The organism is Mangrovivirga cuniculi (assembly GCF_005166025.1).
GTDB classification, from domain to species: domain Bacteria; phylum Bacteroidota; class Bacteroidia; order Cytophagales; family Cyclobacteriaceae; genus Mangrovivirga; species Mangrovivirga cuniculi.
Genome location: NZ_CP028923.1, coordinates 2,644,028 through 2,670,756, shown reverse-complemented (window position 1 = coordinate 2,670,756; position 26,729 = coordinate 2,644,028). Strand labels below are relative to the sequence as shown.

26 protein-coding genes and 2 tRNA genes are annotated in these 26,729 nt (G+C 34.9%); 16 read left to right on the top strand and 12 right to left on the bottom strand.

Annotated features, from left to right (window positions below):
• The first annotated feature begins 12 nt into the window (after positions 1–12).
• The 3 genes from DCC35_RS11705 (at position 13) to DCC35_RS11695 (ending at position 2,944) form a co-directional block, all read left to right on the top strand.
• Complete coding sequence (locus DCC35_RS11705; RefSeq protein ID WP_137090978.1) at positions 13–1,440, top strand: RagB/SusD family nutrient uptake outer membrane protein; 1,428 nt, start codon at positions 13–15, stop codon at positions 1,438–1,440.
• A gap of 7 nt (positions 1,441–1,447) precedes the next feature.
• The gene (locus tag DCC35_RS11700) at positions 1,448–2,215 is read left to right on the top strand and encodes a hypothetical protein (protein WP_137090977.1); all 768 of its coding nucleotides are present in this window, start codon (positions 1,448–1,450) and stop codon (positions 2,213–2,215) included.
• A 264-nt stretch (positions 2,216–2,479) separates the two neighbouring features.
• Entirely contained in the window at positions 2,480–2,944 is a 465-nt protein-coding gene (locus DCC35_RS11695; RefSeq protein WP_137090976.1) for an outer membrane insertion C- signal, read from the top strand.
• A 59-nt stretch (positions 2,945–3,003) separates the two neighbouring features.
• Here the strand turns inward: DCC35_RS11695 and DCC35_RS20915 are convergent, their stop codons facing one another.
• From DCC35_RS20915 to DCC35_RS11680, 4 genes are all read right to left on the bottom strand, one after another.
• Positions 3,004–3,348 carry a hypothetical protein gene (locus tag DCC35_RS20915; RefSeq protein WP_217495819.1) on the bottom strand — a complete coding sequence of 115 codons (345 nt, stop codon included), beginning with the start codon at positions 3,346–3,348 and terminating at the stop codon, positions 3,004–3,006.
• Between the two features lie 101 nt (positions 3,349–3,449).
• Positions 3,450–3,719, bottom strand: a complete 270-nt coding sequence (locus DCC35_RS22080) for a DUF3307 domain-containing protein (protein ID WP_217495818.1) — start codon at positions 3,717–3,719, stop codon at positions 3,450–3,452.
• Positions 3,719–4,330: a transcriptional regulator gene (locus tag DCC35_RS11685; protein ID WP_137090975.1), complete on the bottom strand. Its 612-nt coding sequence runs from the start codon at positions 4,328–4,330 to the stop codon at positions 3,719–3,721. Before DCC35_RS11685 ends, DCC35_RS22080 begins: the two co-directional genes overlap by 1 nt.
• Before the next feature lie 90 nt (positions 4,331–4,420).
• Positions 4,421–5,197, bottom strand: coding sequence for an FkbM family methyltransferase (locus DCC35_RS11680; RefSeq protein ID WP_137090974.1), 777 nt, complete (start codon positions 5,195–5,197; stop codon positions 4,421–4,423).
• A 110-nt stretch (positions 5,198–5,307) separates the two neighbouring features.
• On the opposite strand from DCC35_RS11680, the gene DCC35_RS11675 reads away from it, so the two are divergent.
• Both DCC35_RS11675 and hemN read left to right on the top strand, forming a co-directional pair.
• Positions 5,308–5,640, top strand: coding sequence for a hypothetical protein (locus DCC35_RS11675; RefSeq protein ID WP_137090973.1), 333 nt, complete (start codon positions 5,308–5,310; stop codon positions 5,638–5,640).
• 63 nt (positions 5,641–5,703) lie between these two features.
• A complete protein-coding gene (gene hemN, locus DCC35_RS11670) occupies positions 5,704–7,083 on the top strand; it encodes an oxygen-independent coproporphyrinogen III oxidase (RefSeq protein ID WP_137090972.1) in 1,380 nt (459 codons plus the stop codon).
• 70 nt (positions 7,084–7,153) lie between these two features.
• Here the strand turns inward: hemN and DCC35_RS11665 are convergent, their stop codons facing one another.
• Positions 7,154–9,931 carry a M16 family metallopeptidase gene (locus tag DCC35_RS11665; protein ID WP_137090971.1) on the bottom strand — a complete coding sequence of 926 codons (2,778 nt, stop codon included), beginning with the start codon at positions 9,929–9,931 and terminating at the stop codon, positions 7,154–7,156.
• Positions 9,932–10,255: 324 nt separating this feature from the next.
• On the opposite strand from DCC35_RS11665, the gene DCC35_RS11660 reads away from it, so the two are divergent.
• Both DCC35_RS11660 and DCC35_RS11655 read left to right on the top strand, forming a co-directional pair.
• On the top strand, positions 10,256–10,567 hold the full coding sequence (locus DCC35_RS11660) for a hypothetical protein (RefSeq protein ID WP_137090970.1): 312 nt from the start codon (positions 10,256–10,258) through the stop codon (positions 10,565–10,567).
• Between the two features lie 116 nt (positions 10,568–10,683).
• Positions 10,684–11,733, top strand: coding sequence for an AI-2E family transporter (locus tag DCC35_RS11655; RefSeq protein ID WP_137090969.1), 1,050 nt, complete (start codon positions 10,684–10,686; stop codon positions 11,731–11,733).
• A 3-nt stretch (positions 11,734–11,736) separates the two neighbouring features.
• On the opposite strand, the gene DCC35_RS11650 is transcribed toward DCC35_RS11655, so the two are convergent.
• Complete coding sequence (locus tag DCC35_RS11650) at positions 11,737–12,462, bottom strand: SIMPL domain-containing protein (RefSeq protein ID WP_137090968.1); 726 nt, start codon at positions 12,460–12,462, stop codon at positions 11,737–11,739.
• Between the two features lie 100 nt (positions 12,463–12,562).
• Here DCC35_RS11650 and DCC35_RS11645 point away from each other — a divergent pair, with 100 nt between their 5' ends.
• Positions 12,563–13,300 carry a hypothetical protein gene (locus DCC35_RS11645; RefSeq protein WP_137090967.1) on the top strand — a complete coding sequence of 246 codons (738 nt, stop codon included), beginning with the start codon at positions 12,563–12,565 and terminating at the stop codon, positions 13,298–13,300.
• 285 nt (positions 13,301–13,585) lie between these two features.
• Here the strand turns inward: DCC35_RS11645 and DCC35_RS11640 are convergent.
• From DCC35_RS11640 to DCC35_RS11630, 3 genes are all read right to left on the bottom strand, one after another.
• A tRNA-Asp gene (locus DCC35_RS11640) sits at positions 13,586–13,659 on the bottom strand.
• A 221-nt stretch (positions 13,660–13,880) separates the two neighbouring features.
• Positions 13,881–14,009: a GIY-YIG nuclease family protein gene (locus DCC35_RS11635; RefSeq protein WP_137090966.1), complete on the bottom strand. Its 129-nt coding sequence runs from the start codon at positions 14,007–14,009 to the stop codon at positions 13,881–13,883.
• Between the two features lie 64 nt (positions 14,010–14,073).
• Positions 14,074–14,147: transfer RNA gene (locus tag DCC35_RS11630), tRNA-Asp, on the bottom strand.
• 204 nt (positions 14,148–14,351) lie between these two features.
• Between DCC35_RS11630 and DCC35_RS11625 the strand changes: the two genes are divergently transcribed.
• The 8 genes from DCC35_RS11625 to DCC35_RS11590 all read left to right on the top strand — a co-directional run bounded on the left by DCC35_RS11625 (position 14,352) and on the right by DCC35_RS11590 (position 23,916).
• A complete protein-coding gene (locus DCC35_RS11625) occupies positions 14,352–15,296 on the top strand; it encodes an acetyl-CoA carboxylase carboxyltransferase subunit alpha (protein WP_137090965.1) in 945 nt (314 codons plus the stop codon).
• A 102-nt stretch (positions 15,297–15,398) separates the two neighbouring features.
• Positions 15,399–16,238 (top strand): MBL fold metallo-hydrolase, encoded by an 840-nt coding sequence (locus DCC35_RS11620; RefSeq protein ID WP_137090964.1) that lies wholly within the window; start codon positions 15,399–15,401, stop codon positions 16,236–16,238.
• A complete protein-coding gene (locus tag DCC35_RS11615; RefSeq protein ID WP_137090963.1) occupies positions 16,238–16,999 on the top strand; it encodes a patatin-like phospholipase family protein in 762 nt (253 codons plus the stop codon). The genes DCC35_RS11620 and DCC35_RS11615 overlap by 1 nt, the downstream gene beginning before the upstream one ends.
• Positions 17,000–19,000 carry a urocanate hydratase gene (locus DCC35_RS11610; RefSeq protein ID WP_137090962.1) on the top strand — a complete coding sequence of 667 codons (2,001 nt, stop codon included), beginning with the start codon at positions 17,000–17,002 and terminating at the stop codon, positions 18,998–19,000.
• 1 nt (position 19,001) lies between these two features.
• Positions 19,002–19,583 (top strand): 1-acyl-sn-glycerol-3-phosphate acyltransferase, encoded by a 582-nt coding sequence (locus DCC35_RS11605; RefSeq protein ID WP_137090961.1) that lies wholly within the window; start codon positions 19,002–19,004, stop codon positions 19,581–19,583.
• Positions 19,584–19,679: 96 nt separating this feature from the next.
• Positions 19,680–20,276, top strand: coding sequence for a porin family protein (locus DCC35_RS11600; RefSeq protein WP_137090960.1), 597 nt, complete (start codon positions 19,680–19,682; stop codon positions 20,274–20,276).
• A 162-nt stretch (positions 20,277–20,438) separates the two neighbouring features.
• Entirely contained in the window at positions 20,439–22,139 is a 1,701-nt protein-coding gene (locus tag DCC35_RS11595) for a DUF1800 domain-containing protein (RefSeq protein WP_137090959.1), read from the top strand.
• Between the two features lie 10 nt (positions 22,140–22,149).
• Positions 22,150–23,916: a DUF1501 domain-containing protein gene (locus DCC35_RS11590; protein ID WP_137090958.1), complete on the top strand. Its 1,767-nt coding sequence runs from the start codon at positions 22,150–22,152 to the stop codon at positions 23,914–23,916.
• Positions 23,917–23,964: 48 nt separating this feature from the next.
• Here DCC35_RS11590 and DCC35_RS11585 read toward each other — a convergent pair whose 3' ends face one another.
• The 3 genes from DCC35_RS11585 to DCC35_RS11575 all read right to left on the bottom strand — a co-directional run bounded on the left by DCC35_RS11585 (position 23,965) and on the right by DCC35_RS11575 (position 26,729).
• Entirely contained in the window at positions 23,965–25,197 is a 1,233-nt protein-coding gene (locus DCC35_RS11585; RefSeq protein ID WP_137090957.1) for a hypothetical protein, read from the bottom strand.
• Positions 25,198–25,207: 10 nt separating this feature from the next.
• Complete coding sequence (locus DCC35_RS11580) at positions 25,208–25,738, bottom strand: hypothetical protein (protein WP_137090956.1); 531 nt, start codon at positions 25,736–25,738, stop codon at positions 25,208–25,210.
• Positions 25,739–26,192: 454 nt separating this feature from the next.
• Positions 26,193–26,729 (bottom strand): sensor histidine kinase, encoded by a 537-nt coding sequence (locus DCC35_RS11575; RefSeq protein ID WP_137090955.1) that lies wholly within the window; start codon positions 26,727–26,729, stop codon positions 26,193–26,195.

Genomic DNA, 26,729 nt, shown 5'->3' with positions numbered 1-26,729 from the left:
AGGATTAACGATATGAAGAATCTAATTATATATTCAATTTTTTATTTAATTATAGCAAGCTCTTGTGAGAGTATCCTGGATGTTGAACCAGTTGATCTGATTGTTGAAGATAATGTGTTCAATTCAAAAGAGGATATTGAATCCGGCATTATTGCAGCTTATGGTTTTGCAAGCAGTGAAAACATTATTGAAATCAGTTCCCTTGCTAGCGATGATGTATTCAGACCCTCTACCAACAGGGGACAGGGAGTGCAATTAAATTCATGGTCTTATATTGCTTCAAATACTGAAGCTGCAGAATTCTGGTTTAATTCTTACCGGACAATTGCACAAGCGAATAAAGTGTTATATGCCACAGACCTTCTCCTGAAAGAAGGTAAATTAACTCAACAGGAAGCTGATTACTATAATGCAGAAATGTACGCTTTAAGAGCCCTGATGCATTTTGACCTATACAGGGCAATGGGGCAAAAATATAGCGAAACAGGACTTGCTGTTCCTTATATTGATTTAGAAGACAATAATGGTAATAATTATCCTGATGGATTGGAAACAAGTCTTCAACCGGAGAGAATTGAAATACCTCTGTTTTTTGAGAAAGTTCTAAACGACATCGATAATGCACTTAACGCTTCAATTCCTACTCAGTTAAATCAACAAAATATTACAAGATTTAATTACTTCGCAATTAAGTCACTGGAAGCACGGGTATCTCTTTACGGAAAAAGATATGACAGGGCAATTAATGCTGCCAATGAGGTGATTAATAATTTTAATATTTGTTCATTTAATAATTATCAATCCGTATGGACAGATGAGAGTAATGATGGGGTCCTTTTCAAACTGGAGCGAAGCAATGATGATTTTCAGGTTGGTACTATCTGGACGGGTAATAACCTGGATATTTTCTTCTCACCTTCCTATGAAATCACCTCTTTAATTAACCCTAATTCTGACATAAGGTATTACACTAACTTTTTTACTTTAGAAAATGGCAATACAATAATTGGCAAATACCTTGGAAGTAATGGAGTTATTTTTCTAAACGATATTAAGATTTTTAGAGTATCTGAACTTTATCTAATCAGAGCAGAGGCTAATTTAAAAGTTATTAATACGAATATCGACCAGGCTAATGCTGATCTCAGAGCATTAAGGTCACAAAGGATAGTTCAATACAATCATTCCTATGTTTCAGATCCTGATCTATTAATGGAAGAGATTATCGAGGAAAGACGTAAGGAATTAGCCTACGAAGGCCATCGCTTTTTTGATTTAAAAAGAAACGACTTACCAATAAACAGGTCTGAACTTGATTGTGGCGGGGCGGTACCATGTAATCTTGAATCTGATGATTTCAGATTTAACTTTCCTATTCCACAAGAGGAGGTTTTTGCAAATAAAAATATTCAACAAAACCCGGGGTACGGTCAAAATTGATAATATTATGATTAAATATACAAGATCACTTTTTTTACTGATATTAATTTTTTTAGGAGCCTGCGAAGAAAATTATAACTTTTATCAGGGACCGGCAATTGCACATTTTGCCAAATCAAGATATGATTACTATGTTAACTCCCGGGAGGATAGCTTTCTACTTCCTGTTTACCTTACTAAGTCCAATTCAACAGATAAAACATATACAGTTGAATTGGTGAATGAAGAAACGAATGCAGAACTTGATAAGGATTTCTCATTCAATCCGAATGTCATCATTCCTGCCGGAGAATTGGAAGGTAATATAACGATAAAGGGAAGCTTCGATAATCTGGTGCCTTTTCAGTATAAGGAAGTTGCATTTAAATTAACGAATTCAGAAGGAGATCAATCATTCCGTAATAATACAAAATTAAGTATTCATAAATTTTGTGAATACTCTTTACAAAATCTTTCAGGATTCTATTATTTTAAGTTTTCTGAAAGTGCAAATCCATATGTTGTTAGTGTAAAAGACGGAATAGCTCAATTAATTGCAGAAGATCTTTACGCTGAGGGTTATGACGTAAGAATGTATATAACCAAAATTGATGAAGTAACTTATGAAGTTTCAGTTCCAAAGCAGGTAGCTATGCCAGGAAATGATGGGAATATATATGTAAAAGGTGAAGGAAAACTAAATACATGTGGTAAAATAAAACTGACACAGATATTTCTGGATGAAGAAAATAATGAGATTCAAACAACACTGTCTGAATTTATAAAGGCTGATTAAAATTTGTGATAATCTTATTTTGGAATTATTAAAAAAGCTAATCAAATTGATTAGCTTTTTTATTATCTCATTAATGATAATGTATTGACCAATAATCACTTATATAACATCCCTAATTACAGGTTCAAGATATTTATTCAACAAGCTCTCTCGAATTAATATTAAAATATGTATGTTCAATATAAAATTATTCATATATTTAATATAGAGGTCTTTTAATTTAGAGACTGATTATTACTACACATTCAACAAAAAATATTGGTTATGAAAAAAGTCTTATTTGTTTTTGCTTTTATATTCGGGACTGCTTTTGTTGGTCAAAGTCAGGAACTCGGTGTACGATTCGGAGGTAGAGGTTCAGGAAACGAAGGTAGTGCTGCTGTGGATGCGGTATTCGCAACAGGAAAATTTAACAGGATTCATGCGAATTTATCATTTGGAAATGATGGAGTAGGGATCGATGCTCTATGGGATTTAATTTACAGACAACTGGGTGGTGAAGCATTCATGTGGTATGTTGGTGTTGGACCTTATACTGTTTTTGGAGATGATTTTGAATTGGGAGGGGCAGGTGAAATTGGCCTTGAATACAGATTTAATATACCTATAGCAATTGGAGTAGATTGGCGACCTTATTTCGAGCTCATCGATGATACAGATTTTAATGCCGGGGGTTTTGGAATCAATATTAGATATGTCTTTGGGGGTGAAGGAGGAAGAAACAGATAATTTATTAAACTACCACCACTATACACAAAAGCATGGACAAATCAGTTCATGCTTTTTAATTATATAAGGTTTGAATAATAATTATATAAAAGCCCTCCAGTAAATGCCAAAGCAAAGCTTATAAGGGTTCCAATTAGAACATATTCTGTGAGTTTACGACTCCGGGCTTCCTTTAGATCACCGAATCTCAGTATTGATTTAGCAGCTATTAATAACCCGATCCCTTCCCAATGATTGGTTACCACAAAAACAAAAACAAATAATCGCTCAAGTATTCCAATTATTTTACCTGCATTGCTTAAAGATTCATTAGGATCTGAATTTGCCTCAGGAGTGAAGGGTTTTATTAATTCTTTTACTATAACACCACCTGCTACTGAAATAAATAAAATTACTGTTGTCAATAATAATAAGGAATTCAATTCAACAGCATTAAAATTTATTACTTCAGGATATAAATAAAAAGTAATTAGAACGATTACTATAATGTGTAAAAGCTGATCAATTATAAACAAGAGGGAGACTTAATAATTTCATTCAAGTAAATTTTTCCGAGATCAATCAAATAATGAGTGAACATAATCATTATAGGCACCCACCAATATGTGTAATTAATAAATAACACTGCTGATGTTAAAATACCATGAATTAGAATATGAAAATACAGTCTTGATGACAATACCTTCTTATTAAATTTATGGACTGTCCACGATTTTGGTTGCAACAAAAAGTCTCCAATAAAATGAGATGATAGTAGCCACAAAAATAAAGTCATTAATTATGTAGATTTTGGTTAAAGTATTTTCTGTAATAATGATCTAGCTTTATGATTTGATCATATCCTGCTCTGGATAGTCTCTCACTTATTCGTCCCTGACTAATCCCTAGTTTGTCAGCTAATTGCTTTTGAGTTTCAACTTCATTAGATAAAAAATAATAAACGGCCTCAGCACTGTTTTGTGTCCATCTGTCAATAGTTAGTAAACCCAGGTCAATCATTAGATTAATTGTTTCATCAAATTCCTGATTACTCGATCTGATAGCTAAAGTTTCAGTCTTTAACTCATCAAGCAACCGACCCGAATAAACAAATGCTTCTCCGTTTGATTCTGATATTGAATCGCCTGAATACTCTTTTTCGCCAATTCCAAGAGCCATTCTTACATTAATATCTGCTTTAAATATTAATAAGGATTTTATTAGTAACATTGTTGTAAGTCCATCTGCAGGATTTACTTCTAGCTGGAAACTGTCACCGCTATAAATATCCCAGCTAGTATTATCAATACTCAATGTTGAAAGCTGAGTTTTCAATATCTCAAGCCACTTTGGATTTGATAAATCTCTTCCTGATCTGATTATATCTCCTGTTATAATTCCTGTCATATTTAACCCTAAAATATCTGTTTTAGAGCATATATCCAAATTAATCTGCTATTAAACAGATATTTATAATTATCTGTTATAAAACAGATATTACTTTGAAAGAAAAAATACATTCTTTTTAGGTTCTGTCACCACCAGATGAAAGCCTTTATTAATTAAAAGTTTGATTAAATAATCCTTATCATTACCTGCCTTAGGGTGAAATTCACAAATGATCTTTTTAATTAAATCTATCTTACCACTGTTTACTAAGTCTTTAATAACCATATTCTCAGATCCTTCAATGTCAATTTTTAAGAGATCAATGGTTTTTTCATTTATATAATCTGACAAACAAACAGCATTTACTTTTATCTCTTTGCTATTTATATTCTCTTTGATGATGCCAGGATTCAGGTAAGGACTTTTTTCAGGAATATATAATGTGGCTTCACCAGATTTTGAGCTTAAAGCAGCATTAAAAGCAGATATATCCTTAAGGTCGTTAATCTCAATATTGTCTTTTAAATACGCATACATTTCCGGATTGGCTTCAAAAGACAGTATTTCACTTCCAGGATATAAGGATTTAAAATATAAGGATGCCATTCCAATATTTGCTCCACAATCAATAATAAATGGATTATTGCTTTCACATTTAAAAAAATAAGTTTCTTCTAAGAAAATCTCATTTATCAAATTTATTAACAGAGGAACGTCAGGTGTCTTAATTCTAAAATTTTTATAAAAAATGGAATGATCACGATTAGCCTTCCTGTTTTTCCATGAATAATAATAAAGGCGAGACAGATCATAAAGGTCAGAAACTGGTCTACCTGTTTTTGATTTAATGGTTTTATACACTATTTCTCTCAATGATCTGATCATAATAAACCCAATAGCTGCTTATTTTAAGAATACTTAATATTTAAGTTAAACTAATCACCACAATATTATATTACTTTATATTCTTTCCCTAATAATTAATAACTTGCAATATGTCCGAATTAGCTAAAAAAGATCTCCGTGACCTCTCCAAATTACTCAGAAAAGATTTGGCCATGGATGCCTCTCAGATTAATTTAAAAAAGCAATATAGCCTGGATAAGCTTCATGATATCCTTTCAGAGCAAATAGAGCGTTTACTGGATAATGATCCTTCTTACCTGGTCAATTTACTCTATCGCATCGATGTGCCTGAAATCGATTTTAAACGAGCTCTTGAAGCTCCCGGAATGATGGCTAAATCAGAACAACTAGCAACAATGGTAATAGAGCGAGAACTAAAGAAAATTGAAACTAGAAAAAGGTTTTCCCATCTGGCTGAATAAAAATCAGTTTTATATCTGACAAACCTCAGTATAGTAAAATGCAGGCCTGCATAAGTTTGCTTCATGTTAAATCATGTGAAGGTAAATAAAAAGCTGACGAGGAAATATAATGTAGCCGGACCAAGGTATACATCTTATCCAACTGTTCCTTATTGGAGTGAGGATATATTCAGCTCCTCAGAATATATTCAAAGATTAAAAAATCAATTTGAAAGCTCAAATAAAAAGGGAAATGCGGTATACATGCATCTTCCGTTTTGCGAGTCATTATGTACATTTTGTGGATGTAATAAGCGAATCACTAAAAATCATTCTGTGGAGATGCCATATCTTAACGCAATGATGAAAGAGTGGAAAATGTATTTAGATATTTTTGGAGAAAAGCCAAAAATTAATGCATTGCATTTGGGAGGTGGAACACCAACTTTTTTCTCACCTTCTAATTTAAAGAATTTCCTTTCTGATTGGTTTAATACGGTTGACATATCCGAAAACCCTGAATTTAGCTTCGAAGGTCACCCTAACAATACGACCAAAGACCATTTACAGGTATTATTTGATATTGGTTTCCGACGAGTTAGCTATGGGGTTCAAGACCTTGATTTAACTGTTCAGACTGCTATAAATCGCATTCAACCATTTAAAAATGTTGTTGATGCGATCGAGAACGCCAGAAATATCGGGTATACTTCAGTAAATGTAGACCTGGTTTATGGATTGCCATTTCAAAAACTGGAACATGTCGAAGAAACTATTTCAAAAATATCCGAACTAAAACCAGACAGAATTGCATTTTACAGTTACGCACATGTTCCCTGGATAAAAGGAAATGGACAAAGAAAATTCAGCGAAGAGGATCTACCTGAGCCCGGAGTGAAAAGAGAAATGTATGAATATGGCAAACAGCTATTGCTGGAAAACGGCTATGTTGAAATCGGGATGGATCATTTCGCACTTCCCGAAGATGAACTAGCTATAGCTCTGAATAATAAAACATTATTCAGAAATTTTATGGGCTATACAGTTAATAAGAGCAAAAACATGATTGGCCTTGGTGTTTCATCAATCAGTGATTGCTGGACCGGATTTGCCCAAAATGAAAAGTCCATTGAGAAATATTACAAGAAGCTTGAGAATAACGAGTTCCCTTTAATGAGAGGACATTTACTAAGTTCAGAAGATCTTACAATTCGAAAGATTATTCTGGATATAATGTGCCATTTTAATCATGACTGGGTGGAAGAAGATTTTGTTACCATACAATTTTCTTTGATGCTAAACAGGTTAAAACCTCTGGCAGATGATAATTTGATAAAAATTACAGAGATGGGTATTAAGGTTACTGAAAAAGGAAGACCTTTTGTGAGAAATGTGTGTATGGCATTTGATTTACGCCTTTTGAGAAAGCAGCCAAAAGTATCCTTGTTTTCATCAACAATATAATTTTGATTTCTTCATACGGTTTAATAGATAAATCGGCGGGATAATTATACCCGCCGATTTTATTATCATCTTAATTTTCAGTTTTAACAGTTGTAGATTCTGGTTTAACAGGATTCCCATCCTTGTCCAGAACTATGATCTCCTTAAAACCTATTTCAACCAGTTTATCCATAACCTTTTCTTTATCGCCCACAATAAACCAGTTAATTTGATCTTTGTTAATTAAGTTTTTAGCTAGCTTATTAACCTTATCTACCTTAACACCTTTTACTTTCTCTCCATAAGTTGAGTAGTAATCCTCTGGTAATCCATAAACTACCTGATCTACCAGTGATGAAGCAACAGCGCTATTAGTTTCCCATTGACCAGGTAATTTAAGTACTGTGTTGTTTATCACTTTGGCTAACTCTTCATTCGTAACCGGCTTATCACCTGAAATACCTCCCATCTCTTTTCTTATTTCAGTTACTGATTCGGCAGTTTTATCTGTTTGTACAGGTGCATACGATATAAATGCTCTTTGGCCTTTACTATCCTGTATAAAACCAAAAGCTCCATAAGCCCAGTGTTTGTCTTCGCGAAGGTTCATATTCAATCTTGAAGTGAATTCTCCACCATAAACATCCATCATCGAATTAGAAGCAATTTCATCAATCTCTCCATAACCCGGAATCAACTTTGCTCCGAAGATCACAGATTGCTGGGATTCAGGTCTGTCCATTAGATACAAAACATCACTTTCTGCTACATTTACTTCTGTTAATGTTTTCTCAGGAATATCTCCCTTTTTCCACTTACCGAGATTTTCTTTAACGATATTTTCTAATTCATCCATTGAAATATCGCCAACCACAACAAGAGTGGCATTATTTGGACGGATCCATTGATTATAAAAATCGATCATATCCTCTCTTTCAAGCTGACTAACAGTTTCTTCATACCCAGAACCAGTTAACGGTTGATGATATGCATGATTCTCGGGATATAAATATTTTGGAACAACCCTTAAAGCCATTTGAACTGGTGTCGTTTTTTCTCTTTGAATCGACGAAATTTGTTGCTTCTTGAGCCTTTCAAGTTCTTTTTCAGGAAATGCCGGATTTAGAAGAACATCCGAAAATATTTTCATACTTTCTTCTAAAGTAGGTTTTAAAGTATTCAGGGTTACGTACGAGTTATCCAAATCACTGTAAGCTCCAACAGAAGCACCCAATCGCTGTAATTTATCGTTAATTTCCAGAGCACTCATATTCTTTGTGCCTTCATCCATCATGCTCATTGCTAATTTAGCAGTTCCCGGTGAAGCAAATTGATCAGAAGCATAGCCTGCATCAAGAACCATATTTATAACCATGGTAGGTACACCTTCTCTTCTTGCCAATTTAATTTTTAACCCGTTCTTGAGTTCCCTGGTTTGTAATTCAGGAAATTTAATTTCACTCACTTCAGTAACTTCCGGCAAACCACTTCTGTCAGCTTCTACTCCAGTGACAGAATATTCAGGAAATGGTTCGCAAATTATGGTGTGACTTCCTTTTTTTAACCACTTATTTGCTGCTTGCTTAACATCTTCTAATGATGCATCTTCCATATACTTTAACCAGGTTTTAAAATAAGCAGGATCACCTCCATACACCTGGTTTTGGGCAAGAATATCTGACTTTCCGCCAAACCCTCCAATTCTTTCTAATCCTTTAAGATAATCAGCGAAATAATCTGATTTTACACGGTGTAATTCATCTTGAGTAGGACCATTTTCCATAAAATCGTCTAAGATTACCTGAATTTCTTTTTCCAGATCGTAGATGTTAACTCCGGGTTTTGCATTAGCCTGGATAATAAAATTTGAAGCAAGCTCTTTCTCCCAGTTAAATGCATAGGCACCTGTAGCTATTTGTTTATCGTAAATTAAATTTTTATATAATCGGCTATTTTTACCGGAAGAAAGAATCATAGCTGCAAGCTCCAGGTGAGCAGATTCTTTTGATCCCCATACCGGAGTATTCCATGCCTTAACAACTCGTGCTTCTGCAACCCTGTCCTGATAGTACTCGCGAGTATCAGATTCTCTAATTGGGATGTTCACCTTCGGAACAACCATAGTTGGACCTGCCGGAATATTCCCAAAATATTTTTTCACTTTTTCGAGTGCAACTTCCGGAGTGATATCCCCTGCGACAACCAATGTAGCATTAGCAGCACCATAATATGATTTAAACCATTCCTGTACATCCTCCAGGGATGCAGCATTGAGATCTTCCATTTCCCCAATTACTGTCCAGCTATATGGATGACCTTTTGGAAACATAGCTTTTACTAATAGATCATATTGTTTACCATATGGACTATTTTCTCCCTGCCTTTTTTCATTTTGAACAACTCCCCGTTGCTCATCAAGTTTTTCCTGATCTATCGCTCCCAGTAAATGACCCATTCGATCTGATTCAAGCCATAAAACCTGATCTAATGATCCTTTAGGTACATTCTGAAAATAATTAGTCCGATCATTATTTGTCGTACCATTTAAATCGGTTCCTCCAATTCTCTCCAGAGCCTGAAAATAATCATCATTAAAATTTTCACTTCCATTAAACATCAGGTGTTCAAATAAATGAGCGAAACCACTTTTACCTGGCTTTTCATTTTTACTACCTACATGGTACCAGACATTGACAGCCACAATTGGTGCCTTATGATCCTCATGGACAATCAATGTAAGTCCGTTGTCCAGCACAAACTTTTTATAATCAATAGTGATATCATCGGGAGTGATCAATAACTCATCCTGAGCACTGATACTAAAAGCACCTCCCATTATAATCAGTAGGGTGAATATTATTTTTTTCATTAGATTAGTTTTTTATATTAATATATCAAATTATTAATATCCTTCTATATCCAATTATATAAAAGGGTGATATTTACTTTTTGAGGTATTAAAATCAATTTTGAAGGCAATTATTAACAATGGCAAGGTGACAAATCTTTTTTCCAATTAGTCTAATAAGAAATATTACTTAAATACTCAGAGATACAAAAATAAATACTCATAAAATGTTAATTTAACAAACAATTATTATTAACTTAATAGATAATTATCAGTTGACCTGACAACTAAATCCCACACAAGAAACATTTTACTCTATTCATTTAATTTAATAACTATAAGCCGATGAATCTTATAAAAAACTATTCCGAGCAACTGGAAACAGAAGGAACGTTTCTAAAGGATAAAAAATCAGGAGAATTAAAATCACTCAACGATGTAGTAGGAGAGGACCTTAACAAATATGAAGTCATTAAGGTAGATAAGAGCGTGGTTTTGAATGATGCAGCACAAAAACTATTTGGTAAAGATCTGGAAAAAATAAATGGAAAAGATTACTACAATCTTTTAAAAATGTTTCTGGCTTTTCGTTCATCCCTAAAGCAAAAGGTTTACCAGCAGGAAAAAAAGATTGGGGTTAAAATAGAAGTTAGATAATAATTTAATTTAACCGGATATTATCTATTTCAAATGAATAGAATTTTATTTATTAGATATATTTTTCTAATCAATATATAACTAATACCTTTATTCTATTACATAATTACTATGGAATGAACTCTAAACTTAGCATTAGAAACATATTTTTTGGGCTTGGCACATTAATTATTATCATCTTTTGCTTAAGCATGGCAAAAAATATACTCATTCCTATAACCTGGGCATTACTATTTTCATTTCTGCTTATCCCATTGGTTGATTATCTTGAATCCAAAAAGTTTAAACGTGCATTAGCTATTATTATAGCAGAGCTTTTATTCTTCATAGTGGTATTGGCGATTTTTGGGGTTCTAACAATGGAGGTGGTCAACATCACTAAAGACCTGCCAGAAATATCGGGTAAATTCACTAAATCGGTAAATGACATTAATGACTTTATAGGTGATATTCCTTATGTAACACCTGATCAATTTGATTTGGTAACTTTTATTAAATCTAAACTGGATACTATCTTTCAGTGGCTTTCTACTAAGCTTACCGGTGTTGGTAATACTTTAGTAGATCTGGGATTAATGCCGATCTTTATTTATTTTTTTCTTTACTATCGGGAAATACCTTCAAGGTTCGTTAATCGTAAATACAGCGATGATAAGTATTCGGAGATCATCGTTATTTTTGGGAAGATCAAAAAAATGATCAATAATTATCTCAGAGGGTTAATTTGGCTCACCTTTGCTCTGGCAGTGCTCGATTATCTTATATTATTAATACTGGGAATTGAATACGCTCTGTTTTTTGCTGTCTTTATAGCAGTATTGAATTTATTACCATATATCGGAAACTTTCTTGCCAATCTGGTAGTAATCGGGTTTACTTATGTTACTGAAGATAGTTCATTAACTCTTTTTCTGGTGATAGGATTATTATACTTGGCCAACATTGCTCAGGAAAACATTCTCAGACCATGGCTTGTCGGGTCTTCAACAAGTATAAACGCTCTTGCTATCTTATTATCAGTATTGATCGGAGCAATGATTTGGGGTGTATCCGGGATGATATTATTTGTACCTATGGTTGGTGTGTTAAAGATTATTCTTGAAGCAATTCCCGAGCTATCTCCTTATTCAGTTTTTCTGGAAGATAAGCCCGGGAATAAAGATTAAATTTTACTGTTGAATCTCAAATACCATTACCACATCTTTGGACAGGGTAATATTATCAGGATTCATCTGGCTTGTTTCATTGCTTTTATCCATCGATGCTGACCGCATTGAGGCTGATTCAAAACGCATAGGTTGTGGAAAATCATTATCGTTAATTTCGTATCTTATCTCAATAATTTTACCAATTTCAACTCCGGAAGCCTCAGCTAAAATTCCGGCTTTTGATCGGGCATCTTTAACAGCAGACCTAATCAGTTCATCTTCTAAGGATCTTCTTTTCTCCTTACTCAATCCAAAAGACATCGATATTTCAGGTTCGGCATCAGATCCTGTTCCTGTATTAATTGCTTTTAATAATTTTTCTTTCGTGAATTGAAAAGTTATTTCAAGGTTTTGCGTTCCAACATAACCACTGTCAGCTCGTGTACCTCTATTATAAACAACATTTTTGTTTACCCTGAAATTAGAAGTTTTTAATTCATTTTCATCAAAACCATTTTTTGATAAATCTTTGACCAGGACATTAATTCGCCTATTCAAATCTTCAACAGTTTCAGAATAATCCATTTTTTTAGAACGAATAACGAATCTAACAGTAGTTTCATCTGGAAGTGTTTCTATCTCGGAATTACCTTTTACTATGATCTTTGACATATGGTCCTGGGTATAAGCCTGTAATGTTCCAAAGAAAAGTACAACTAATAAAGAAATTTTTATAAGCTTTTTCATAAATATTTGATGTTATATCTCTCAATTAATCAATTAAATCATTAAATTATTACAGTGAGTCAACTAAGTAAATTTTTATAATAAAATAAACACCAATTTTATGCCAAGTTCTAATAATAAATACAAAACATTATCTATAATCCTGATAATCCTGTTATTATTTTCTTCCATATTTATTTTTACAGATTCGGAAGACGGGGACTACGATGAAGTATACAAGAATAGAACTGATAGCTTAATGGATGCTAATGAAAAATTGCAAAATCAAGTATCAGAACTAAAAGCAGCTCTTTTAATACCCAGGGATACTGAATTAAAAAAAGTCATTGATAGCGATACAACTAATGACAGTTCCGGAATAAAAGAAACTAATCTTTCTGAAGAAGAAAAAAATGTGGTTAAATTAGTTAAGGATTTGCACCTGGGATACAGACAGTTGAATAAGACTGGTAATCCTGATGCTGTTCTCAAATTTTTTACCCCAAGGCATTCTACTAATGAAGTTTCTATTAATGTCAATAATATCCCATCTGTTAAAAGTCATAACACTAACAACTTTCAGGAACACCTTCGTTCCCTTGCAAATGTAGATGGCTTAGATATTCGAATCGGCAATCCCTATTTCAAGAACATCTACGTAAGAGATAATATTTTTAATGCTCATTATGTAGCCAATTTGACAGTTCGCTTAAAGGGTGAATTAGTTGGTAAAGCAGTTTTAATCGCGACGATATCAGGAGAAAAAAAGAATAACGAATGGAAAATCGGGAATTTTTCATGGATGAAATTTGATCAGTTTAATGAATTCCCTAGCAGTAAAGTTAGAAATATTAAATAATTTCTATAAAATAAAAAATTACACTAATTCAATTATTAATCTAATCTTTACTGGGTATTAATCATCTCAAATATTTACAAAACCAAAACCGTCAATCTTTTCGGGACGGGTCAGGATGTTGATGATTGACATTATCCGCCAGCATCGTAAGAAAAGCAGCCCCTGCTCGTTATTGGCTCGAACACTAATGACCCACAAAATAATTTAACCCAATTATATATTTTTAATATATCGAAGTGAAGACTATAAAAAAAGCCGCTCAAATTGAGCGGCTTTATTAGGAGGCGGTCTGGACGAGACTCGAACTCGCGACCCCCTGCGTGACAGGCAGGTATTCTAACCAACTGAACTACCAGACCCTCTGTTTCCTTCCGTTGAAGGTGATGCAAAAGTATGTACAGGAATTTAAATATGCAATACTGTTTTTATAAAAAAACTGATTATTTTTCAATTACAAACCCATCTATCTGATAACCTTTAAATTACAGCCAAAATCTTTTTAAAATAATTTTATTACTGAAAACTGGTACATCAAATAAAGACTACTCTTCTTAGTTTGCCAGAGTAGGATCCATAGAATCTATTTGCTGGTAGATTTCTCCCTGCCATGATTAGGCCTTAGCAATCTTTCATCAAGATCATTGGTTTGACCTTTGTAAAATAGGTTATGAGCAGGACTGTATAAAATATATACATACCAGGTATTCATCGAATTTTATTTGGTTGATAGACATAAAAAAAGCCACTCGATTTGAGTGGCTTTTACTAGGAGGCGGTCTGGACGAGACTCGAACTCGCGACCCCCTGCGTGACAGGCAGGTATTCTAACCAACTGAACTACCAGACCCTCTGTTTTTTCCCTTTCTTAAAAAGGTGATGCAAAGGTATGTTTAGGATTTTATATTTGCAACACAAAATGAGCAAAAATAACTACAATTGAATAAAATATTTTTTATTTAATTGCATATCAGTAATTTAGAAAAAGCGATAAATTATGTTAGTTCAAACAACCTAATCAATTAACTTTGCATTAAACCATTTGAATAATTAAATGCTCGACTTTGAAAAACCTATAGCAGAATTAGAAGCTAAATTATCGGACATGACCAAGATCGCCGGTGAGAGCGGTGTCAATATGGATGAAACTATAAAATCATTGGAAAACAAGATTGAGGACTTGAAAAAGGACACATTTGCAAATCTTACCAGATGGCAGAGAGTCCAGCTTTCACGCCACCCGGACAGACCATATACTTTAGATTATATATATGAATTAACTGATGACTTTGTCGAATTACATGGAGACCGATCGGTATCAGACGACAAAGCAATGGTTGGTGGTTTTGGAACAATAAGTGGAAAGACCTACATGCTCATCGGTCAGCAAAAGGGTAGAAATACCAAACAGCGTCAGATGAGAAACTTCGGTATGGCTAATCCTGAAGGATATCGTAAAGCTCTTAGACTTATGAAGCTTGCTGAAAAATTTAATAAACCTATCATTACCTTCATTGATACTCCCGGAGCATTTCCTGGTATTGAAGCTGAAGAAAGGGGACAGGGTGAAGCAATCGCCAGAAACCTGAGAGAAATGTTCATGCTGAAGGTACCCGTTATATGCCTGATCATTGGTGAAGGTGCCTCAGGTGGCGCTTTAGGAATAGGAATCGGAGATAAAGTATTAATGCTGGAAAACACCTGGTATTCTGTGATTTCTCCTGAATCTTGTTCATCAATTCTATGGAGAAGCTGGGATTATAAAGAACAGGCAGCAGAAGCTCTTAAATTAACCGCAGGTGATATGAAGTCATTTAAGATGATAGATGGTATAGTAAAAGAACCTTTGGGCGGTGCTCATACGGATTTCAAAAAAATGTCATCAACTCTTAAAAGGACGATTACAAAAACAACAAATGAACTTGAAACTCTTTCTCCTGAAGAACGAATCAATCTTAGAATTGACAAGTTCTCTCAAATGGGAGTCTTTAATGAGTAAATAAGAAATAGAATTTATATTATTGGTCAGCCCTTAAGCTGACCTTTTTTATTACTATCTATTTTCGATAGATTTAAACAGCAACATTTAACCCAATTAAATATGAATCTTGAAGTTATACATGCCGGTATGTTCAAATTAGACGGAGGTGCTATGTTTGGAGTAGTACCCAAGGTCTTGTGGAACAAAACGAATCCTGCAGATAGCAACAACCTAATTGATCTTGCCATGAGATGTATGCTGGTAGAATCCGATAACAGACGGATTTTAATCGATACAGGAATAGGTGACAAACAAAGTGAGAAATTCTTTTCTCATTACTATTTACATGGTGACAAATCACTGAAGGGGTCATTAAATAATATAGGCTTGGATTTTGACGACATTTCTGACGTTTTCCAGACCCACCTCCATTTTGATCATTGTGGTGGCTCTGTTAAATATGACCAGGGTAAAAATTTAGTTCCTGCTTTTAAAAATGCCACATATTGGTCACATAGTAGCCATTGGGATTGGGCCACCCATCCAAATGCACGTGAAAAAGCTTCTTTCCTGAAAGAAAATATTTTACCTATCGAAGAATCAGGGCAGTTACAATTTGCCGACGATAAATCTAATCCTTTTGATGTGTTTGAATATATCACAGTTGATGGACACACTGAAAAACAAATGCTGCCAATGATCAATTATAAGGGGCATAAAATTGTATTCGCCGCAGATTTACTACCAACATCAAGCCATATACCTTTACCTTATGTCATGGGATTTGATGTCAGACCACTTGACACCCTAAAAGAAAAGTCGGAATTTTTAGAAGAAGCAGTAGAAAACGACTATATTCTTTTCTTCGAACACGATCCTGAAGTAGAATGCTGTACTCTAAAAAGAACAGAAAAGGGAGTTCGTGTAGACGAAAAGTTTAAACTTTCTGAAATAAGTTAATGGCTAATTTCTGTCTTTCTGGTGGTGGAGTAAAAGGAATTGCTCACCTGGGTGCTTTAAAAGCACTCCAGGAAAAAGGAGTTAAATTCGAATCTTTCTCAGGCACAAGTTTTGGAGCTCTTGTAGCTTGTGCTGTAAATTTTGGACTTGATTACCAGGAATTTTTAGACAGAACAAAAAGCTTTTCGCTATTTGATCCCAAAGGCATCGCATGGAGTAAAAGAGGATTACTTAATCACAAAAAAGTAGTTGGGGTTCTCAAGGATATTTTTAGGGATATCTACCTTGAAGATCTGAATGGGGAAACCTGGATTTGTTATACAGATTTTGATGAAGGCAGACCTGTATATGTCAACAAAGGACCCCTTGTCGAAACACTAACCGCTTCCATGTCCATTCCGGGAATGTTTTTACCTGTAAAAATAAATGGCAAAAACTGCTATGATGGAGGATTAACTGATAATTTACCGGTAACTCCTCTTATTAATGCAGGGAAAAAACCGATAGTAGGCTTAAATTGCAACCCAAGAAAATCTACAGGAGAAAAAACGAACATCAGAGATATTCTGGAAAGAACATTTTTACTGGTAGTTAATGGAAATGTTACACCACAAATGGAAAAATGTGATATTTATCTCGAGCTGGAACCTATGGCAAAAGTAAGAGCAATAGATTTTAAATCTGTTGATGAAGCATTTAATGCTGGTTATCAGTTCACCAACGACAATATTGATAAGTTTGAAACAATAATACCCAAATAGATGAGTGCAGAAGATTTTAAAACCGAAATCCGACAAGGAATACCTGATTCCTTACCTCCAAAAAAAACACGAGACGAAAAATATAGTCATGCACCAGTAAGAAAGGATATTCTTTCTGAAAGAGAGAAAAAATTAGCTGTCAAAAATGCCCTGAGATATTTTGACTCAAAATTCCATGAGGAGTTAGCTCCTGAGTTTGCTGAAGAGCTCAATAAGTATGGCAGAATTTACATGTATCGGTTCATGCCTGATTATGAAATGCATGCAAGACCTATTGAAGATTATCCGGCAAGTTCTAAACAGGCGGCAGCGATTATGCTGATGATTCAGAATAACCTTGATCCTGCAGTAGCTCAACATTCTCAAGAACTAATAACATATGGAGGAAATGGTGCTGTTTTTCAAAATTGGGCTCAATACAGGCTTACTATGCAATACCTGTCTGTAATGACAGATGACCAAACATTACATATGTATTCTGGTCACCCAATGGGACTTTTTCCTTCATCACCTGACGCTCCCAGAGTGGTGGTCACCAATGGCATGATGATACCGAATTATAGTAGCCAGGATGATTGGGAGAGATATAATGCGTTGGGAGTCACTCAATACGGACAAATGACAGCAGGATCTTATATGTATATAGGTCCACAGGGAATTGTTCATGGCACAACGATTACTGTATTAAATGCCATTAGAAAAATAGATAAGGAAGGCACGGGAACAGGCGGAAAATTATTTGTTACCTCCGGACTCGGTGGAATGAGTGGAGCACAACCAAAAGCAGGAAATATAGCCGGATGTGTCAGTATTACTGCTGAAATCAATCCTCTGGCAGCTAAAAAGAGACATGAGCAAGGTTGGGTAGATGAAATTGAATCAGACCTGGCTACCTTAATGAAAAAAGTTGAGTCAGACAGAAAAGGTAAAAAAGCACGCTCATATGCTTATTTGGGTAATATCGTTGACCTTTGGGAGTATTTGGATAAAAACGATATTTCTGTTGATCTTGGATCTGACCAAACCTCATTACATAATCCCTGGGCGGGAGGTTACTATCCTGTTGGCTATTCATTCGAAGAATCAAATGAAATGATGGCGAAAGACCCTGAGAAATTTAAAAAGGCTGTCAAAGATTCCTTGTTGAGACAAATACAGGCTATAAATAAATTATCTGACAAAGGAATGTATTTCTTTGATTATGGTAACGCATTCCTTCTGGAAGCTTCAAGAGCCGGTGCTGATATTATAAAAGACAATGGTGAATTCACATATCCATCCTACGTTCAGGACATTATGGGACCAATGTGTTTTGATTATGGTTTTGGACCATTTAGATGGGTATGTACTTCAGGAAAACCTGAGGATCTGGATTATACTGATAAACTTGCTTCTGCAGTGTTAAGAGAACAAAAAGAAACTGCTGATCAGGAAATCAGTACTCAGATTGACGATAACATAACCTGGATTGAAGCAGCTGGAGACAATAAATTGGTGGTTGGATCCCAGGCGAGGATTTTATATGCTGATGCAAAAGGACGTATGGCAATAGCCAAAGCCTTCAATGACGCTATAAAGGATGGCAAAATTGGTCCTGTAGTACTTGGAAGAGATCACCATGATGTATCCGGAACTGATTCCCCTTACAGGGAAACATCAAACATTTATGATGGTTCTAGGTTCACTGCAGATATGGCAATTCAAAATGTCATAGGTGATAGCTTCAGGGGAGCAACCTGGGTATCAATCCACAACGGAGGTGGAGTTGGCTGGGGTGAAGTTATAAACGGAGGTTTCGGAATGCTTCTGGATGGATCAAATCAAGCTGAAGACAGGATAAACTCCATGTTATTTTATGATGTAAACAATGGCATATCCAGACGGGCATGGGCCGGTAATGAAGGTGCTCTGTTTGCAATTAAGGAAGCAATGAAAAATAATCCGTCACTAATGGTAACTATACCTAATAAGGCAGATGATGACTTACTAAACAATTTATAAAATGTTAAAAGGATTCTATAAATTCATATTTTTCAATATCCTGGGATGGAAAGTTAAGGGCAGCTTTGATAAGAATGTCAAACAGGGTCTGATCGTTGTAGGACCTCACACATCCAATTCTGATTTTTTCATTGGTGTAATGGCTAGAAGAATCCTTGACCTCAATGCTCACTTTGTGGCAAAAGATTCACTTTTCGTGTGGCCATTCGGAAGTTATTTCAAATGGATGGGAGGTTATCCGGTAATCAGAAGTAGAAATACTAAACTGACTGATACCATTGCAGATATATTTAAAAAGGAAGATGATCTGTTAATTGCTATCACTCCTGAAGGAACCCGTTCAAAGGTTGAAAATATAAAATCAGGATTCTGGCATATCGCTAAAAAAGCAGATATTCATTACTTTTTGTGTGGTTTTGATTATGGCAATAAAGAATTAGTTGTATCCGAGCCTTATAAAGCCAGGAGCTGGGAAGAAGACAGGTTAAAAGCAATTCAGTTTTTTGGAGAATTGACAGGAAAAAATCCAGAAAAGGACATGAGACACCTTTTAAAAGCTGAAAAAGAAAGTCAATCTGAATGAATTAACATAGTTAGTTCTCAATACTGATTACTTCTCAATAATTATTTCTGGCATAGAACTTGTAACCATGGTTACTGTTAATAAAATTAATCGTGTATGAATAAGTATAAAATATTAACCGGAATCATTTTTTTATTAGTCACTGTCGTATCTTTTCAGGGAAAAGCGCAAGACATTGGAATAGGCGTAAAAGGCGGAATGAATTTCGCCACTATTGAATCTTCTACTAATTTTGATAGTAGAACAGGTTATCAGCTTGGTGCCTTTCTTAGATTTGGTAATTCTTCACGTCTGGCAGTTCAAACGGAAGTTCTTTACAACACAAAGGGAGCTGAATATCAAAGTGAAGAGATCAAATTAGATTACTTATCTGTACCTGTCCTTGTTAAGATCGGTGTTGTTGGCCCCTTGTACATTGAAGCAGGACCACAAATTAGTTTTCTTACTAACAGCGTAAGAGAAATTGAATCCGGAAATAAGCAATCATTAGATAATTTTCTAAAATCATCTGAATGGGCCTTAGTAGCAGGTCTCGGGGCAGATATTGGTAGATTTCAATTATCTGCCCGATATGACTGGGGTATAACTGAAATTCATGATGGTTTCCAATTTGAAGATTTATACGCTGATAACAGTTTTAAAAATAGCACACTGACTTTATCATTAGGTTTTCAATTAAATAAAAGACCTTAAGATATTTAAATTTACAGGAAAAGCCTTCTGACATGTCAGAAGGCTTTTTTTATTTCTTTTTCATTGAAGTAAGAAATTGAACGTAATCGGTTAGATAATTTCAAAAAAAAATGATTATTTTTCGTTTTTGTTTACTTGCACGATTAGATAATTAACTTAAAAATGGCTTTAACACCAGCTAGTGGAACCTTAGGGTTACGACGAGCCGAACTTTTATTGCGCAGGGCGACTTTTTGTCCATCAAAAGAAGATATAAATTACTTTGCAGGACTTTCTGTTTCTCAGGCTCTCGACACTCTATTTAATTTTGATTCAACACTTCCCGAACCACCAATCGATCCTTTAACGGGAGAGGAATGGATGACAACCGGAGCTACAGAATTAAACAGCGAAGGTTTTTTAAGAACAAGATATTTTTATGCCTGGCAATTAAACCTGATGCTTAAATCAAATCGGTCTATCAGGGAAAAACTTGTATGGTTTTGGCACACGCACTGGACTACCTCACAACAGAAGGTTAATGACGAAAGGTCCTTATATTTTCAGAATCAATTGTTCAGATTTTACGCTTCAGGTGATTTCAAAGAATTATCTAAAAAGATGTGTCTGGATAATGCAATGTTACTTTTTCTGGATGGAAGACTAAATGTTAAAGGCGTTGTTAACGAAAACTTCGCCAGGGAATTACTGGAATTATATACAGTAGGTAAGGGGCCACAGGATGCAGAAGACAGCTATACATATTATACTGAGGCTGATATCCAGGCCGCTGCTAAAATTCTAACTGGCTACGGAACTGACAACAACTACGAAAATATTGATCCGGATACCGGGTTACCCAGGGGTATAGTTAAAGGTGGTGACACCTGTTATCAGCATGAATTAACAGACAAACAATTTAGTTCTGTTTTTAATGATGCTGTAATTTCCGTAGATCCGACAGAGCTAGTTGGTGAAAATGGCATCACTGCTGCGGGGATGGAAAAAGAACTGGATGATCTGATTGAACTAATCTTTGATCAACCAATGGTTAACGGGTCACCACGTACAGCGCAATTTATCTGTGCAGAATTATACAGATATTTTGTACATCATGACATTTCCGGTTTCGATGATGGAAATTACGGTCCTGGAACTGTAATTACAGATGTTATCGAGCCTATGGCTGAAACTCTTGTAGCCAATAATTATAATATCGAACCCGCATTGAGACAATTACTCGGTTCAACTTATTTTCTGGATTCAAATAATTCTGCTAATGATACTGACATTGTTGGGGGATTGATAAAATCACCTCTGGAATTATGTCTTGGCTCTTTGAGGCTTTTAAATATTAGCATTCCAGATTATGACACCGATTTACAGGGTTTTTATGACAGTATGATAAACGGTGTCTTATCGGTGATTGGTGACCAGGGCTTACCTTTTTACAGACCATTTGAAGTGGCCGGATATCCTGCACATCATCAGTTTCCTACGTTTGACAAATCATGGATTACACCAAATTATCTGGCTAACAGATATAATTACACCAGCGTGTTATTTAATAACGGAAATGATGGCGATCCTCCTTTCAGGCTTGATCCTTTATCCTTTATTGAAAATCCAGTTAATGGTTTTACCAACCCGGGTGATGGCCAGTTATTAGTTACTCAATTAATAGACCTGTTGTTTCCTGAGGGTGTATGTACGGAAAGGATAGACTTCTTCGTTAATGAAATTCTATATGACGGTTTAGATGCAGCTATGTGGCAAAACGATTGGAATAACTATCAGTCAGGAGGTGATTCACTTCCAGTTGAAACACAGTTAGAAAAACTAATTACCGCCATGATTCAAACACCAGAGTTTCAACTAAATTAATCTGCCAGCTATGCAAAGAAGAAAATTTTTAAGAAACCTAGGAATATTAAGTGCTTCTCCATTCGTAATGAATGGAATGCCAATGCAAATAATGGAAAGCAATCAGCTCTTAAGGGCTGCTGCCAACAATAACGAAGATAGAATTCTTGTTTTGATCCAGTTGCATGGAGGAAATGATGGAATCAATAGCTTGATTCCAATAGATTTATACGATGATTATTATAATCTAAGACCCAATCTTGCGATTCCATCCAGAGGTGCAAGATCTTTTATCCCGTTAGATAACACACTTGATACAAAATCTCAGATCGGGTTACATCCAGACCTGTTAGATTTTAAATACATGTATGACAGGGGTAATTTGGCAATTATTCAAAATGTAGGATACGAACAACTTAATCAATCTCACTTTAGAAGCCAGGATATCTGGCTAAGTGGTATTAATTCTGATGAAATAGGTAATGATGGAGGTTGGATTGGTAGATTTTTGGATGATCAATATGAAGTATATCCATTTGAAGAAGAAAATTTCGATTCTTTAGCATTTAAAGATCCACTGGGAATAGAAATTGGATCAACAGTTTCTCTTGGTTTTCACTCAGCAGATATAGGTGGCCCTACGGCTCTTGCGATTAGAAATCCTGAGGCATTCGCAAACCTGGTGAGTTCTGTAGGAGTAGACCCAACTACTTGTTCTGATCCATCCCTGGTCACAAGTGCCAGATACAGAGAAAAGCTGAAGTATATTATGGATATTGAAAGTCAAAGCAATTCTTATGCTGCTTTACTCGCTCAATATTATCAGGCTGGAACTAATTCATCAGAAGTGACTTATCCTGAAAGATACCACATGAATGCTCCCGGGGCGGTGATGAAAAATTCATTAGCAGGTCAATTAAAAATGATCGCCAGACTTATTTCAGGTGGGTGTAAAACAAGGGTCTACCTTGCTAAACTGGGAGGTTTCGATACTCATGCGGACCAAGTTGAATCTTATGATCCAACAGTAGGGTTCCATTCATCATTATTATATCACGTTTCATCTGCCATGAGAGCTTTTCACGAAGATCTAAACAAACAAAGTTTAGGTGATAAAGTGATTAGTATGACATTTTCTGAATTTGGTCGAAGAGCTATTTCTAACTACAGTTATGGTACTGACCACGGAAAAGCTGCTCCAATGTTCATTTGTGGAAATAAAGTGAATGGTGGTGTCTATAATCAGGAAAATACTGAAAATCAAACCGGAATAAATGGTGCCGTAGGTGAACATGAACTTTACAATCATGGAAAGAATCCTAACATAAAGCAATCATTTATTAAAGGAGAGGGCAGAGGTAATATAACACCGACTGTCGACTATAGGCAGGTTTACGTTTCCGTACTTGAAGATTGGTTTGGTACCGATACAAATACAGTCCGAAATCAAATTCTCCCTTCACTGGATTCAAATCTTTTAAAAATTAGTGGAATAATTGGAAGTGAAGCTCTCAGTGCCGGTGATAATAATTTCCTGAGCAACAGGTTTAAATTTAAAACTTATCCAAATCCTGTAAAATCAATTGCTACGTTCGATATCTATATCAATGAGACTGCCTCTACACAAATCTCGATTTATGATATTAATGGGAGAGAGGTTATGAAAGTTGTTGACAGAAAATTAAACTCTGGTAAGTACAAAATCGATCATGATCTGACAGCACTTACGCCTGGAATTTATATGGCTGTACTTTCTCAGGGAGACAAAAAACTTACTCAAAAAATAATCAAGAAATAAAAAAAGGGAGCTACTCAGCTCCCTTTTCTATTTTAAATCATCTTGTTCTTATCTTATCAAATTAGATAACTGGTCATTATTTAGCTTAAAAAGTGCGACTCTACCAAATCTGGCTTCTGCCACATACGTTTTTGCAAGTATGACCATTCCATCATCGTTGGTTATCTCGAAATCGATCGCTTCATAAGGACTATTGTTACCTAGTGTCATTTTTCCGATAAACTCTCCGGTGATAGGATCGTAGCTATATAATAAAATCTGCTTCCTTCTATTTTGAGCTGCATAAACAATAATATCCTGCTCCCCAATGTTTAATCTTTTAATAATAATATCTGAAAGGTTATCTATTTCAGAAAATCTAATCTCTCCGGAATCGAGACTTGAGGTATGTTGATTAACAGGAATATTATTTAGTGGATTAAAGTAATAATCATTCGTATGCTGATAAGCAGTTGCAAAATTATTTCCTCCGAGCGATAACATTGATTTTAAACCGCCAGCATAATTATCACCAATTACACTCCCGCTAACCTGATTATCTGGATCATTGGTAGGGTTTAGAAAAACAGTTGACAGATTAAAATTATAAAAAGTATTAACAAAATAATTAGTTGCAGAAGATTCGTTTCCGATGTATCCAGTAAAGAAAGGAAAGTCAGCTTCACCATTGAAATAAGCATTGATCAGATCATCAGTGAAAGAATCTTCAGTTCTCATGCTATATGAATACCTTGGAGCAGAAGAATTAGGTGTCATCACGTAAAAAGTACTCTGTTCAGTAACGATTTCATCACCTTGTGCAGAACTATAACCTGCAATTAGTATTTCATTCCCTGGTCCTTGAGAGGCTGCTAAAGGTTGATATACCTGAGAATAAACTCTGGTTCCGATCCTTCCTGGCTCAATCTCAAACAATACTGCTTCAAGATTGATATTCATAGCAATAAAATAAACTGAACCATCAATATTCATTAACTCTCCAACTGGCTTGTAGTATTGACTTCCAGTACCCGAAGAAGCTGTAGAACGTATTGCTTGTATCTCACCCTGATTATTCGCTTCCAGGATATTGGGTATACCATCTTTATCCTGAGCAAGAATCACATAACCACTATCTGTTGTTTGAATTATATCAATTGGTTCAAGGTCCAGATTAAAATTATTTACATCATAAACTTTGACAAAGCTTTCTTCGGGTGCCAATTCATCATCCTTAAGATCACAGGAGAAAATCAGCAGGGTTATTAATAGAATATATATATTTTTTGAATATAAATACATGACAAAAAAATTATAGAGCGTTGAAAGAATCGTTTGTGATAAACTTCAATGGGAATAATAAGTTGAGGTTAAATTCGATATGCTGAAGTGTGAAATCATCGAAAACATCATAATAACCTGTTGCTGTATTACCGTTAGAATACCTGTTTTGTGAAGAAGCAATATTATTGATCCCACTCTTATAATTTATTTCAGCTGAAACCCTGATATTTCCGATATCATAAGCAGCACCAATTCCTGCTATCCAGCCAATGCTTCCATCCATGATCTGATTTTTAACACCAAAAGATTCCTCTGAGGTTTGAATATTCCCCTGATTACCAATAACATTATCAGTACCTGAAGTAGTAATAGTTTTGAATGCATCTATCAGACGGCTATAGTAAAAACCTCCCTGAACATATGGTATAAATTCTCTTTTACCACCTACACCACCTGTTGATCCTTTAACATTGCTTGATCCAAGAGGAAACTGGTATCGGAGGAAAAGGGGTAATTCCATATATCTGAAAAAATGGTCATGTTGATAGTTCAATGTCATCGAATTACCAGTATTGGTATCATCTACCCAATCAAATTCATAACCATATGAAAACGTATAATTTTGAACAGTTGGTTGAAAACTTATTGCGAGACCAAAAGGACTATCATAGGTAAAAACAACTCCAAAATGACCATTTAAATTCCCGTAATCATCATAATTTTTAAGCGCTGATTGATCTGTTTCTCCAAGAAGCCTGTTAAAAATTGAATATTGTGTTCCTGGACTGGCCTTTGTCAGATTGGCTCCACCTTTTAATCCGATCCAAAACTGACTCTGCCTATTTTGGGAGCGGTCTTTATACTTCCCTGTCCAAATACATGTGAATAACTCAGCAATAAGAATATTGCTGCGACTAGTGTTAATCGTTTCATTTCCATAGCTAGTAAAAATTGAGTCACTAAAATAGGTAAAGAGTTGTTTTAAGAGAAATTTTGAGATAAAAAAATACTTATTATTTTTTCAGCACCATCTTTACCTTAGTCCCATAACTCTCAACGGACTCGTATATTATATTTCCATTTAAAATGTTGAGAAATTTTCTACATAAAAATATACCTAAACCAGACCCTTTTTCGCCTTTTGTTCCTTTCACCGAATTTAAAATCTCATTAGTATTAATGTTCTTTAACACTTTTGGAGAAATTCCTGTCCCGGAATCTGTGACTGAAAAAATATGTTCCTCCTCTGTTTCCTGGTGTTCTATTACAATTCTACCTTCAAATGAAAACTTAATTGCATTGTGAATCAAGTTCCTGAATACAAATAATAAAATATCCTTATCTGTATTTAATTCCAAAGAGTTAGAAATCTTATTTTCTAAAATCAACCCTTTATCATCAAGACTAATCTTATATATATCTGCTGTAGAATCAATTAAATCAGAGGGTTTAACAGATGAGATTTCTGATGTTCGTCCATCAAGCTGTCGGTAACCCCATGAAACAAGATTCTCAATCAAATGATTGGTCCCATCAATAATTACATCCAT